Here is a 16,134-nt window from a genome sequence, read left to right on the forward strand (position 1 = left end):
AAATGAGGTGCTCCAATGTCGGTGTTTAAAAATCAAGAAACGTACTGGGATAACCTGTTTGATGAAGAGGATGGTCTAAGCGTATTCCCTTACTTTAAAACAGCGGAAAAAGCGTCATTCACCCGTGCCGGCTATCAGGAAAAATGCATCTGTCGTTCCTTATCTCCGGAAGTATCTCAAAGAATGATGACAATGGCTAATCATTCCGAAATGGCCATCTATTTGATTTTATTGTCAGGCATTGAATGCTTGTTGTATAAATATACGGATCGGACGAACCTCATTCTGGGCATTCCAACGGAATCCAAGCAAAAAAGCAGCCCTTCGGCTGTCAATACCATTGTCCCGTTGAAAAATACGCTTAGCTGCCATAGTACGTTTAAAACCGTGTTCGAACAACTAAAAGAAGCGGTTAATGATTCACTGAAAAATCAAAACCTTCCGTTTCGAAAAATCGTCCAGCATTTAAATGTGCAATACGACGATGAGCGCATTCCGTTGATCCACACCGTCGTTTCGTTCAATGAAATTCATTCGTTGCAATTTAAGGAAGACGTTGCAACCGATACGTTGTTTCACTTTAATTTGGAGAACAATGGGATTGATTTGCAGCTTTTTTACAACGGCAATCTATATGATGAGCGCTATATGGACCAAATCGTGTCCCATCTCGATCATCTGTTGTCGGTGATCTTGTTCAAACCCCAAGCTGCAATCGATACGGTAGACATCATACCCGAAGCGGAAAAACAGCACATTTTGTTTGATTTTAATGACACCGCCGTCAATTACCCTGGAAGCAGAACTGCATTTCAATTGTTTGAAGAGCAAGCGGAAAGAACGCCTGATCATATAGCCGTCAAGTTCGAAAACAACCAGCTGACGTACAGCGAATTAAACGAGAAATCCAATCGTTTGGCAAGAACATTACGAAACTGCGGGGTGCAAGCCGATACAGTCGTCGCCATTATGGCTGAGCGTTCGTTGGAAATGATTGTGTCCATCATTGCGATTTGGAAAGCGGGGGGCGCTTATGTGCCCCTGGACCCTGAATATCCGGCAGAGCGGCTTCAATATTTGCTGAATGATGCGAATGTAGCCGTACTCGTTGTTCAGCAGCAGTTCAAAAACAGCCTCGTCTTTGACGGCCCGACGATCGATCTGAATGATGAAACATCTTACCATGCCGATCATTCATTGTTACCGCCAGTGGCAGAACACAACCATTTGGCCTATGTCATCTATACCTCGGGGACAACGGGGAAACCGAAAGGGGTTATGGTGGAACACAGCGGGATTGTGAACTCGCTTCAGTGGAAGAAAGCATTTTTCAAGTATTCCGCAGAGGACCGCGTACTTGTTTTGTTTCCCTATGCGTTCGATGCGTTTATTTTAAATGTCTTCGGTCCGCTGATCTCGGGGGCAACACTGTATCTGTTGCCTAATCAAGACAACAAAGATCTTTTCGTGATTCAAAACGTTGTGAAACAGGAAAAGATTACCCAATTCACGACTGCTCCCCGTCTGTTACAAGCTATGATCGAACAGATGAACGCAGAGGACTTTCTTCACGTTCAACATGTCGTTGTAGGCGGAGAACAACTCGAACCCGATACGGTGGAGAGACTGTTTTCCCTGCAACCCCAGATTCGCCTCAACAATGAATACGGTCCGACGGAAAATAGCGTGATATCTACGTTTCAACCTGTTTATTCTGCTGATGAACAGATTACGATCGGCAAGCCTGTGGCCAATCACCAAGCCTATATTTTAGGAGCGCACCAGCAAATCCAGCCGATCGGCATACCGGGAGAGCTGTATGTCGGAGGAGCGGGAGTGGCCCGCGGCTACCGCAATCAACCTGAATTAACGGAAGAAAAGTTTGTCCAACATTTGCTTCTCCCCGGCCAAAAGATGTATAAAACGGGAGATCTCGCTAGATGGCTGCCTGATGGAAGGATCGAATATTTAGGAAGAATCGACCATCAAGTGAAAATTCGCGGATACCGTATCGAGCTTGGCGAGGTGGAGGCGGCCCTGTCCAACCTGGAAGCGGTGCACGAGGCGGCGGTCGTTGCGCGAGAGGGCGAAAACGGAGCCAAGCAATTGTATGCCTATTATGTCGGAGAGCCTTCTTTGACCGCCGGGCAGTTCAGAGCCATATTGGCCCGTGAACTGCCGGATTATATGATTCCCTCTTACTTTTTCCATTTGGAACGCATACCGCTCACTCCCAATGGAAAAATTGATCTGAAGGCTTTGCCTGTTACCGAAGAAAAAACGCGGAAGGAAAACGAATACATAGCTCCGCGAAACGCTATAGAAGAACTGCTGGCGTCGATTTGGCAAGAGGTATTAGGCGCTGAGCATATCGGAATTCTGGATCATTTCTTTAATTTTGGCGGAGATTCGATCAAATCAATTCAGGTTTCTTCCAGGTTGTATCAAGCCGGATACAAGATTGACATGAAGCATTTGTTTAAATATCCCACGATTGCTGAGCTAAGTCCATTTGTAGAACCGGTAAGCAGAATGGCCGATCAAGGGGAAGTGCAGGGAAGGACAAGTCTGACTCCGATTCAACATTGGTTTTTCGAACAAAAGATGCCGCATATACACCATTATAATCAGGCCGTGATGTTATATTCGGCGCAAGGATTTAAAGAGGCTCCGCTTCGCCAGGCGATGGAACGCGTCGCTGTGCATCACGATGCGTTGCGGATGTTTTTTGAAGAAACGCCGAACGGTTATGATGCTAGAATTGCCGGAACAGACGAAAGTGAATTGTACCATCTGGAAGTGATGAATTGTAAAGGGGATGCCGATCCAGCCCAATCTGTTGCCAATAAAGCGAGTCAGATTCAAAGCAGCATGGAATTAAGCCAAGGGCCTTTGATGAAGCTTGGTTTGTTCCAATGTCCGGACGGAGATCATTTGCTTATTGCGATTCATCACTTGGTTATCGACGGGGTATCGTGGCGAATCTTACTTGAGGATATTGCCAGCGGCTATGAGCAAGCGGAGCGCGGACAAACGGTCCGGCTTCCGCAAAAAACAGACTCGTTTCCATTCTGGGCGGAGCAGTTGGCCAAGTATGCGCAGGAAACCGATATGGAGCAGGAGCTTGCTTATTGGACCGAGCTTTCAAGGTTGGAGCTGGAACCATTGCCTAAGGATCACATTTGCGAAGGATCATTTTTGAAAGACAGCGATGTCATCACGATCCAATGGACAGAAGAAGAAACGCGGCAATTATTAAAACAAGCAAATCGCGCCTACAACACGGAAATCAATGACCTGCTGCTGACTTCGTTAGGACTGGCTGTTCACAAGTGGACAGGCATGGAAGAAGTTTCCGTGAACTTGGAGGGTCATGGAAGGGAACCGGTTATTCCGGATGTGGATATCACTCGCACGGTAGGATGGTTTACAAGCCAATATCCCGTCATCCTGAAGATGGAAGCAGGAAAAGAGCTGTCACAGCGCATCAAGACCGTGAAAGAAGGGCTGCGCCAGATCCCCAATAAAGGAATGAATTATAGTGTTATCCAATATTTATCCGGCCGTGCAGAAGCTGACCGCCTGCAGCTCCATCCCGAAATTCGGTTTAATTACTTAGGCCAGTTTGACCAAGATCTGCAGCAGCATGCTTTACAGGCATCGCCTTATTCCACAGGGTTATCGATGAATGAAAACCAAGCGAGAACAGCCGTACTTGATTTGAACGGCATGATTGCTGAGGGGAAATTATCGCTGACACTCAGCTACAGCAATAAACAATACGAAAGATCGACCATGGAGCAATTTGCCCGAAGTTTGAAAGAAAGTCTAAATGAAATCATTGTGCATTGCGTCAGTCAGCAGCAGACGTCATTGACGCCAAGCGACATTTTTTTAAAGGATATCAAGATAGAAGAATTGGAACAGCTTCTCGAGCAAACGAGTGAATTCGGCGAAGTGGAAAATATATATCCGTTAACACCGATGCAGAAAGGCATGCTGTTTCACAGCTTGTTTGATCCAAGTTCAGGAGCTTATTTTCAGCAAACGACGTTTGATTTGCATGGAGATTTGGATATCGATTCATTTTCAAAAAGCTTGGATGGTTTATCGCAACGATATGATATATTCCGCACGAATTTTTACAAGGGAAAAGACCAGCCCCTGCAAATCATATTTAAAACCAAAAAGATCGGTTTTGAGTTCATCGATTTGCGTCAGATGAATAAAACGCTGCAAGAAGAGCGGATTTGTGCATATGCCAGGGAAGATAAGGTACGGGGATTCGACTTAGCAAAAGACGTGTTAATGCGGTTATTTGTCTTTCGTACGGATGAAAAGACATATCGTTTTATCTGGAGTTTTCACCATATTTTGATGGACGGTTGGTGCTTGCCGCTTATTACGAAAGAAATATTCGAACATTACTTTGCTTCGCTTCAGCAAAAGCAGCCCGAACGAGCGACGATTACTCCGTATAGCCAATATATTGAATGGCTTGATCGGCAAGATGTGGAAGAGGCTAAGCGTTATTGGGATCAGTATTTGGAAGGTTATGAAGAGCAAACCGTCCTCCCCAAAGACAATCACCAAGCGGAAGCTGAACATTACCTTCCGGAGAAAGTGACATGTGCCATAGATGCCGATCTCACATTGAAAATGAAGCAGATGGCCAGCAAGCACCATGTCACACTGAACACGCTGTTGCAAACGGCATGGGGGATTTTGCTGCAGACGTACAATCGCAGCCGGGACGTTGTTTTTGGAAGTGTCGTGTCCGGAAGACCGGCGGAGATTCCCAACGTGGAAACCATGATCGGCTTATTCATCAACACGATTCCTGTGCGAATTCAATGTGAAGATGGGACGACTTTTGCTGAGCAAATGAAACAGACACAGGAAAGAGCCGTAGCCTCGCAAATGTATGAGACGTATCCGTTGTACGATATTCAAGCCCATACGACCCAAAGGCAAAATTTAATTACGCATTTAATGATATTTGAAAATTACCCTGCCGATCAGTATATGGAAAGCATAGGTCAACATAACGAATCGTCTATCGCAATCTCCAATGTTCAAATGGAAGAACAAACCAACTACGATTTTAATTTAACTGTTATACCGGGTGAAGTCATCAATATCCATTTTGAATATAACGCTAAGGTGTATGATCGAGCAAGCGTGGAGCGGATTCGCGGACACCTCTTACAAATCTTGCATCAAGTCGTTAAAGATGCGGATATCCAGGTGGAAGAATTGGAATTGTTGACGGAAGGCGAAAAAAGGCAGCTTCTTCAGACGCTTAATGATACAGCTTCGCCATACCCACAGACAACGGTTTATCAACAGTTTGAAGCGCAGTCGCAGCAAACGCCCGATCAAGCAGCCGTTATCGATAAGGACGAACAGCTCACATACCGGCAGCTCAACGAGCGGGCAAACCAGCTGGCGCGAACGTTAAGAGCGAAGGGCGTGCAAGCGGACCAACCCGTGGCCATCATCAGCAGGAACAGTGTCGAATTGGTGGTTGGGATACTTGCCATTCAAAAAGCCGGAGGCGCCTACGTCCCCATAGATCCGGAATATCCGCAAGATCGCATCCAGTACATGCTGGAAGATTCCAAAGCCGGGATTGTCTTAATGCAGCATGATGTCCGGCAGCAGCTTACTTATGAAGGCGTCGCGGTTTTATTGGATGAGGAAAGCTCTTATCACGAAGATGCCTCTAACCTTGAACCGCTCAGCAATGTGAACCATTTGGCGTATGTAATCTACACGTCAGGTTCTACGGGCAAGCCTAAAGGCGTATTAATCGAGCACCGGGGCTTGACCAATTATATTTGGTGGGCGAAAGAGGTCTATGTGAAGGGCGAGAAAACCAACTTTCCGTTATACTCGTCGATCTCTTTTGATTTAACAGTGACTTCCATTTTCACACCATTGGTCACAGGCAATACGATCATCGTCTATGACGGAGACGACAAAACCGCTTTGCTTTCATCGATTGTGCAGGACCCAAGGATAGATATCATTAAATTGACCCCGGCCCATTTGCATGTATTGAAAGCCATGAACATCGCCAATAAAACAGCTATTCGAAAAATGATCGTAGGGGGAGAAAATCTAAGCACCCAGTTAGCCCAAAGTATTCATGAGCAATTCGAAGGCCAAATTGAAATATATAACGAATACGGACCGACGGAAACCGTTGTCGGATGCATGCTTTATCGTTACGATCCCGTCAAAGACAGACGAGAAGCGGTGCCGATCGGTACGGCGGCGGCAAACATGAGCATTTATGTGCTTGATGCGGGGATGAAACCGGTGCCGATCGGTGTCCCCGGAGAAATGTATATAAGTGGAGCCGGTGTAGCCAGAGGATATTTGAACCGACCGGAATTAACAGCAGAGAAATTCGTTGAAAACCCGTTTGTAAACGGAGCCAGGATGTATAAGACCGGGGATTTGGCGAAGTGGCTGCCGGATGGGAACATCGAATACTCGGGCCGAATCGATGAACAAGTCAAAATCAGAGGCTATCGCATCGAATTAGGCGAAATCGAGACGGCAATGCAGCGAGTAGAAGCGATCAAAGAAGCCGTCGTCATAGCTAGAGAAGATGTACATGGATTTAAGCAATTGTGTGCGTATTACGTGAGCGGCCAACCAGTAACGGTATCACGGATCAGGGAACAATTGTCTCATGCCCTGCCTGGCTATATGGTTCCGACCTATTTCATCCAGCTGGAGAAAATGCCCTTGACTTCCAATGGGAAAATCAATCGGAAAGGGCTGCCGGTCCCGGATTCACGGCTGCAGGACAGAGCAGCGTACAAGCCGCCCCGAACAAGAGTGGAAGAAGTATTGGTTTCCACTTGGGAATCGGTATTAGGCGCTGAAAAGGTTGGCATTCTGGATCATTTCTTTGATCTTGGCGGAGATTCTATTAAATCGATTCAAGTGTCTTCCAGATTAAATCAACTGGGATACAAAATGGAAATCAAACACTTGTTTCAATATCCGACGATTGCCGAATTGAGTCCGCATATCGAGCAGAACCTGCATTTACCCGATCAAGGAGAAGTCAAAGGGGAGGTAAGCCTTACTCCCATTCAGCATTGGTTCTTTGACCAAACAACGATAGATCCGCATTATTATAACCAAGCTGTCATGCTGTATGCGCCGCAAGGATTTCAGGAATCATCACTTCGCAAAACACTGCAAAAGCTTGGGGAGCATCACGATGCGCTCCGCATGACGTTCCGGGCGACGGAAATTGGATACGAAGCTTGGAATGCAGAGATCGTCCAAAGCGAACTGTACCATCTTGAAGTCATGAATCTGAAAACGGAAGCCGACCCGGGTCCGGCGATTGAAGCCAAAGCTAACCAAATACAGGGCAGTATGTGTTTAAGTGAGGGGCCATTACTGAAAGCTGGCTTATTTCAATGTGCTGACGGCGATCATTTGCTCATTGCTATCCATCATTTAATTGTTGACGGGGTTTCATGGCGCATTTTACTGGAAGATATCGTGAGCGGCTACAAGCAAGCCGAGAATGGGCAAGTGATCCAATTGCCGCAAAAAACAGACTCTTTCCGGCTATGGGGCGAGAGGCTGTCGGAGTACGCGCAGAGTGCGACCATAAAGGAAGAACAGGACTATTGGACAGAGATTGAACAAACCGACGTGAAACCGTTGCCTAAAGATTTTCATGAAACACATACGTTCTCAAAAGACAGTGAAACAGTAACCGTGGAATGGACCAAAGAAGAGACGGAGCAGTTATTAAAAAAAGCCAATCGCGCTTATAACACTGAAATAAACGATCTGCTGTTAACCTCCTTTGGAATTTCTATATCACATTGGTCAGGACTTGAACAGATTGCGTTTCATTTAGAGGGACACGGAAGAGAACAAGTAGTCCCTGATATAGATATCTCTCGCACGGTAGGCTGGTTTACAAGTCTGTTTCCAGTCGTGCTTCACATGCAGCCGGGCAAAAATATATCTCATTACATCAAGACGACTAAAGAAGGGTTGCGCCAAATTCCGCATAAAGGGATCGGGTATGGAATAGCAAGGTATTTAAGCGGTGCAACAGCGTTACCGCCAGCGAAAATGTGTCCAGAAATTAGTTTTAATTACCTGGGGCAGTTTGATCAAGATTTGCAGCATCATGAGATTCAATTATCTTCTTACTCCTGCGGTTCAGACTCGAGCGAAAATCAAGTCAGCCCGTATGTATTGAATATGAACGGGATGATTGCCAAGGATCGATTGGTGCTGACGATTAGCTATAGCAATAAACAGTACGCAAGAGAAACGATCAATCGATTATCGGCATTTATTCAAAGCGATCTTCGGACAATCATTGAGCATTGCGTTCATAAAGAACAATCGGAACTGACACCAAGCGATATTTTGTTAAAAGGCATGACCATTAACGAATTGGACCAGCTCCTTATTCAACTGCCGCAAGCAGGTGAGATCGAAAACGTATATCCGCTAACTCCGATGCAGAAGGGAATGCTGTTTCACAGCTTGCTGGATGAGGACTCAAGTTCTTATTTCGAACAAGCATCGTTTGATTTGCAGGGAGAGTTAAAGATCGACAGGTTTGCAGCATGCTTGGAACGCTTATTTGAAAAATACGCCGTGCTGCGGACCCGTTTTTATAGCGGTTGGAACAATGTACCCTTACAAATTGTCTATAAAACGGAAAGACCGAAAGTTCATTTTGCAGATTTGCGTGACATGGATAAGAACCGGTGTGAGGACGAAATCCGATCCTACCGAAGAGAGGACCAAGCGAAAGGATTTGACTTGGCCCAAGATCAGTTGATGCGCATAGCGATTTTCCGTATGGAAGATCGCAAATATCATTTGATTTGGAGCTTCCATCATATTGTCATGGATGGCTGGTGCTTGCATCTTTTGACGAATGAAGTGTTTGAACATTATATCGCCTTGCAAGAAGGCAGGGAAGCAGAACCCGTATATACAGCTCCTTATAGCAACTATATCGAATGGCTTGATCAACAAGATCATGAAGAGGCCAAACGGTATTGGAGCGAGTATCTTGAAGGCTACAAAGGTGAAACCCGGATTCTTCATAAAAGACCGCAGCATGAACCAAAAGCATATGCATATGCCAATGTGACCTGCCAATTAGATCAAGACGAGACAAAACAATTACAGCAGATCGCAAACCATCATCAAGTCACGTTAAACACGTTGATCCAAACGTTGTGGGGAATCTTATTACAGAAATATAGCGGGACCGGGGATGTTGTCTTTGGCAGTGTCGTGTCCGGAAGACCGGCGGAAATCCCCGGTGTGGAACAGATGATCGGTCTGTTCATCAATACCATTCCGGTTCGAATCCGTTGCGATGAGGATAGCTCTTTCGCCGAAGCGATGCAAATGGTTCAAGAAAAGGCATTGACTTCCCAAGAGTACGATACCTATCCTTTATACGAAATCCAGGCACAAACGGAACAAAAACATAACTTAATTGATCATATTATGATCTTTGAAAACTATCCGATAGGACAACAAGTCGAGCAAGCAGATCATGGCGCTCTTGAACTAGACATCAAGAATTTCCATATGGAAGAACATTCCCATTACGATTTTAATCTGGTTGTCATCCCTGGCGAACAACTGGCCGTTCATTTTGGTTTTAATCAAAACGAATATGAACAATCAGAAGTGGAGCGGGTTTGCGGGCATTTTGAACAGCTCACGCATCAAGTATTGCAGCATCCGGACATCAAAATAGAAGAATTGGAACTTTTGAGTCTGCAAGAAAAAGAACACCTGCTCAACTGTTTCCAGTCTAACGACATGCATTACTCACATGAACAAACGATTCATCAGTGGTTCGAGGAACAAGCGAGCCGTACACCGGACCGTTTAGCCGTTGTATTCGAGGGAGCGCAGTTAACCTATGGGGAACTGAACCGGCGTGCCAATCAGCTTGCGCGAACCTTGAGAGCCGAAGGAGTGCAAGCGGAGCAACTCGTCGGCATTATGGTTGAACGTTCTCTTGAGATGATTGTAGGGATCTTGGCGATTTTAAAAGCAGGCGGGGCGTATTTGCCAATAGACCCTTATTCTCCTTCGGAACGCATCCATTATATTGTAAGAGATTCGGGCATTAACGTATTGCTTTTACGCGGGAAACTTCCAGATAACATCGTCTTTTCCGAGACATGTATCGATATACTGGAGGAACATGCCTATCATGAAACAGATGCCAACCTGGCGCTGACATGCCGATCCAATCAACTGGCCTATGCCATTTATACTTCCGGGACGACGGGTACGCCCAAAGGCACGTTGATTGAACATCGCCAGGTGATTCACCTTATCGAAGGGCTGCGCCGTCAGGTTTACTCTGCCTATGAAGCGGGTTTGCATGTGGCGATGCTCGCTCCATATTATTTCGATGCTTCGGTCCAGCAAATGTATGCTTCCTTGTTGTTAGGACATACCTTGTTTATCGTTCCCAAAGAGGCGGTGTCCGATGGTGCAGCATTATGCGATTACTATCGACAGCACCGCATTGACATAACCGACGGAACGCCTGCTCACTTAAAGCTGCTGATAGCTGCAGATGATAGACAAGGAGTACCGCTTCGTCATCTCTTAATCGGCGGAGAGGCGCTTTCCAAAACGACGGTAACCAAGTTCATGCACTTATTTACCGTTCATGGCGCAGCACCTGTCATCACCAATGTATATGGCCCTACCGAGACTTGCGTAGATGCGTCCCTGTTCAACATCGACGTTTCTGCCGATGATTGGACTCGCAGTCAAATTCACGCCCCTATAGGCAAGCCGCTAGGCAACAATCGCATGTACATTCTCGATTCGCTGCAACGATTACAGCCAGTGGGCGTTCAGGGCGAGTTGTACATTGCCGGGGACGGCGTAGGGCGCGGATACTTGAACTTGCCGGAATTGACGAATGAAAAATTCGTTGACGATCCGTTTGTCCCATCAAGCCGAATGTATAGAACCGGCGATCTGGCCCGCCTTCTGCCGGATGGAAATATAGAATTTATTGGGCGAATCGATCATCAGGTGAAAATTCATGGTTTTAGGATTGAACTCGGTGAAATCGAATCGGTAATGCTGAACGTACCGGAGATTCAAGAAGCCGTCGTTACTGCCTTTGAAGATGCAGAGGGTGAGCATTACTTGTGCGGGTATTATATGGCGGATGAGCCATTCCCGATTAGCGAACTTCGGGATGGTCTAACCCGACATTTACCCGGATATATGATGCCGGCTTATTTTGTACAACTGGATCAGATGCCGTTAACGCCGAACGGAAAGTTGAATCGTCAGTTATTACCGGCGCCGGACGGAAAGCGATACGTAGGCACGGAATACGTGTCACCGCAAACGTCGACAGAAATTCAGCTGGCGAAGATTTGGCAGGATGTTCTCGGATTAGAGCAGGTGGGGATTCGAGATAACTTTTTTGATGTCGGGGGGCACTCCCTGCGAGCGACGACGCTAGTTGCAAAGATTCAAAAGCAATTGCATGTTCAAATCCCTTTGCGAAACGTGTTCCAGTTCCCAACCATTGAACAGCTCGCTCAGGCGGTCACGATGATGGAGCAAACCGGGTATGCTTGTATTCCAGCGATCGAAAAGAGGCCCTATTATCCGGTATCGTCTGCACAAAAAAGATTGTACATTCTCAACCATTTGGAAGGCGGAGAGCTTAGTTACAACATGCTGGGCCTTATGTCTGTCGAAGGGGAGCTGGATCGGGATAAGTTACAGCAATCCTTTGCCGAACTAATACAGCGCCATGAATCTTTGCGTACCGGCTTTAAAATAGTGGACGGAGAACCTGTTCAGTATGTCTTGGATCACGTTGAATTTTCAGTAGAGTCCTATCAGGCCAGAGAAGATGAAGTGGATCTTTGCATTCGTCAATTTGTTCGCCCATTTCAACTGGATGAGCCTCCACTGCTTCGCGTCGGGCTGATAGAGATTCAACCGAATCGCGGAATTCTGTTATTTGATATGCATCATATCATCTCTGACGGAACCTCCATGAGCATACTGATTAAAGAATTTGTGCGAACATATGAAGGAGAAGCATTGCCGCTTCTAAGAATCCAGTACAAAGACTACGCAGTCTGGCAAACGGGAGAAGCGCGACTACAAGAAGTGCAAAAGCAAAAAAACTATTGGTTAGAGCTGTACGGCGATGATATTCCCATCCTTCATCTGCCAACCGATTTTACACGTCCTGCCACACGGGATTTCACGGGCGCCACGCTGCATTTTACGATTGATGAGCAAAGAAGTGCCGGATTAAAGCAACTGGCATCCAAAACCGAATCCACATTATATATGGTACTTCTTGCGTCCTATACCTTATTGCTGTCGAAATACAGCGGCCAAGAAGACATTATTGTGGGCAGTCCTATAGCAGGGAGACCGCATGCGGATTTGGATTCCATCATCGGTATGTTCGTCAACACACTGGCGATGCGTAATTACCCTGCCAAAGAAAAGACGTTCTCTCAGTATTTGACCGAAGTGAAGGAGAATGCATTAAAAGCTTACGAGCATCAAGATTATCCGTTTGAAGCGCTGGTCGACCAGTTGGACATCGCCAGAGATTTAAGCCGCAATCCGTTGTTTGACACGATGTTTGTGCTGCAGAATACAGAGCAAGAACAACTTGCGATAAACGATTTGACATTTAGCCCTTATCCTAGTGAACATACAATGGCTAAATTCGACTTAACCTTAACAGCCGTGGAAGAAGAGACGTGCATTCATTGCACGATGGAATACTTGACGACACTGTTCAAGCCGGAAACGATCGAGCGCATGATGCAGCATTTTGGGCACCTGATCGATGCAATCATCGAACATCCTGGGGCCAGACTGGCTTCTTTGGATATGATGACACCGCAAGAGAAACATGAAATTTGCGATCTTTTTAACAATACAAAAGGAAACGGCGAACATATCCCAACAACGATTCACCAGCGATTCGAGCAGCAGGCAGAGCATACCCCTGACCATGTTGCCGTTATGTTTGAAAATCAATCCTTAACCTATCGTCAGTTGAATGAACGCTCCAACCAACTGGCGCGTGAGCTTAGGAAACAAGGTGTAGGCCCCGATCAGGCGGTTGCCATTCTCACGGAGCGCTCGGCAAATATGATCATCGGCATCCTAGCGATATTAAAGGCCGGCGGGGCATTTCTTCCCATAGATCCGGAGCTTCCTGATGAAAGACGTTCATTTTTAATGGTAGACAGCGGCGCCGATGTCCTTGTGACTTGTGCCCGGCATACCGTTCCGTCTTCTTTTGAAGGTGTTGTGGTTCTGCTTGACGATCCGTTGGTATATCAAGGTGCGGCAAGCAATCTAAACCTTTCACATGCGGAAAATCACTTATTGTACGTCATTTACACATCAGGTACAACAGGAAAGCCTAAAGGGGTTCAGTTAGAGCATAAAACGATGTTGAATCTGCTCGATTTTGAATGGGAACATACGCAGCTACGTTTTGACAGAGTCTTGCAATTTGCCGCGATGAGTTTCGATGCTTGCTATCAAGAGATATTTTCTACGATCTTAAGCGGCGGGACGCTTTATATCATCGATAATGAGATGAAACGGGAAATTCGTCAGCTCAACGATTTTGTCAAGACAAACAGGATTCAAACGGCATTTCTCCCTACAGCGTTCCTTAAGCTCCTTGCATCGGAGAAACAATATTTCGAACCGTTTGCCGAATGCGTGGATCATATAGTTGCTGCTGGAGAACAGCTGATCATGACGAATATACTGTGCGACATGCTGGCGCGGCACCAATGTACACTGCACAATCATTACGGTCCGTCGGAAACGCATGTCGTGACCACGTATACCGTTGAACCGGACATTCATCAAGAGATGCCGCCAATCGGTAAACCGATTTCGAATACGGAAATTTTAATCTTGAATGAAGCCGGGACGCTTCAGCCTATCGGTATCGTTGGCGAGCTTTGCATTGCGGGAGTCAGCTTGGCCAGAGGCTATCACAACCGGGAAGCCTTGACACGCGAAAAATTTGTTCCGCATCCCTATGATCCAAGTCAACGGATATATAAAACAGGCGACCTTGCCCGTTACCTTCCTGACGGAAACATTGAATATGTTGGGAGAATGGACGATCAAGTCAAAATTCGCGGCTACCGGATCGAACTTGGCGAGGTTGAAGCCGCTCTTCTCAACATCGAGTCTGTACAAGAAGCCGTTGTCCTAGCCAAAGATCATGCAGAGGGGCAAAGCGATTTGTATGCCTATTTTGTAGCGGAGCAAGCACTGCCGATCAGTCAACTCAAAGAAAAGCTAGCTAAACAAATACCAGGCTACATGATTCCTTCATACATGATACAACTGAAGCAAATGCCGCTTACATCCAATGGAAAAGTAAATCGCGGCGCATTGCCGCTACCCGAAGCAGGCTTGCAAACCGGAATCGAATACGTTGCCCCCCGGACGAGACTGGAAGAACAGTTAGTTCACATCTGGAAAGAAGTATTGAAGTTAGAACAAGTAGGCGTGAAAGACAACTTTTTCGATCTGGGCGGACATTCGTTGCGGGGGATGACGCTCGTCGCCAAAATCCATAAGCAATTAAACAAAAGTATTTCGTTAAGAGAAGTTTTTCAAGCACAGACGATTGAAGAAATGGCGAAGGTCATTGCAGGCGCGGAAACCTGCGGACCTGATGATATCCCTGTTGCAGAAGTCAAAGATGTTTATCCTGTATCTTCCGTACAAAAGATGGTTTACCTGTCTACACAAATTGAAGGCGGAGAACTAAGTTACAACATGCCGGGAATTTTGACGTTGGAGGGAAGGATCGACATGGATCGTTTACAAGCCGCGTTCCATAGACTGATTCAACGTCACGAATCGCTGCGCACCGGATTTGACATGATCCGCGGAGAACCGATGCAGGTGATCAAGCCCCAGGTGGAGTTCTCTATAGAAAGGTACAAGGCAGCGGCTGAGGAGGTAGAGGAGCTGTTCCGTGCCTTCGTGCGAAGGTTCGATCTCAGCCAGGCCCCATTGCTTCGAGTCGGACTCATTGAATTGGAACAAGACAAGCATGTCTTCATATATGACATGCACCATATCATTACGGACGGCGCTTCCATGAATATTTTTGTCGAAGAACTGATTCAACTGTATGACGGCAAAGAATTAGCCCCGCTCCGGATTCAATACAAAGACTTCGCTGCATGGCAGCAGCAGGCGGGGCAGAGGGAACGAATCATGAAGCAGGAAGACTATTGGCTGGATGTATTTCAAGAGAAACTTCCGCCGCTTGAATTGCCGAGAGATTTCGCCAGACCGCCTGTTCGAAGCTTTGATGGAAAGCGATACAATTTTGTACTTGATGAACCTGTGGTCCAAGGTATAAAAGAGATGGAAGAATTGACCGGATCGACCACTTATATGATCTTGTTCGCAGCCTATACCATACTGCTGTCCAAATATAGCGGTCAAGAAGATATTGTCGTCGGTACGCCCATTGCGGGAAGGATGCATGAAGATTTACAACATATCATCGGGATGTTTGTGAATACGTTAGCCATTCGTACCGCTCCGGTTGGAGAAAAAACTTTTATGGATTATATAACGGAAATCAAAGAAACGATGCTAAAAGCTTATGAAAACCAAGAGTATCCTTTTGAAGAGTTGGTTGAGAAGCTCGGAGTGAAACGAGATTTAAGCCGCAATCCGTTGTTCGATACGATGTTCGTGCTGCAAAATACGGAAAAAACGGATATTGAGGTGGATTCTCTCGCCGTCAGACCTTATGAACAAACGAATACGGTGGCCAAATTTGATCTGCAGTTGACCTTTGTGATGAATCAACACGAGATTCAAGGCAGCTTTGACTACTGCACGAAGCTATTTAAAAAGAAAACCATCGCTACATTGGCCAAGGATTACGTTTTGATCCTGTCGGCGATGATACAAAACCCATCGATTCCTTTAAAAGATATCCAATTAAGCGAGAAAGTAAACAAAAGTAAACACTTCACAAGCGCAATCGAATTAGATTTCTAAAAACGGTTGATATCGGCT

1 protein-coding gene is annotated in these 16,134 nt (G+C 46.1%); it reads left to right on the forward strand.

Going from position 1 to position 16,134, the window contains the following annotated elements:
• Nucleotides 1–15 precede the first annotated feature (15 nt).
• Nucleotides 16–16,116, forward strand: a complete 16,101-nt coding sequence (locus ACY3LV_RS17150) for a non-ribosomal peptide synthase/polyketide synthase (RefSeq protein WP_464864215.1) — start codon at nt 16–18, stop codon at nt 16,114–16,116.
• Nucleotides 16,117–16,134 lie beyond the last annotated feature (18 nt).

It is taken from the genome of Bacillus sp. 11C (assembly GCF_055486375.1).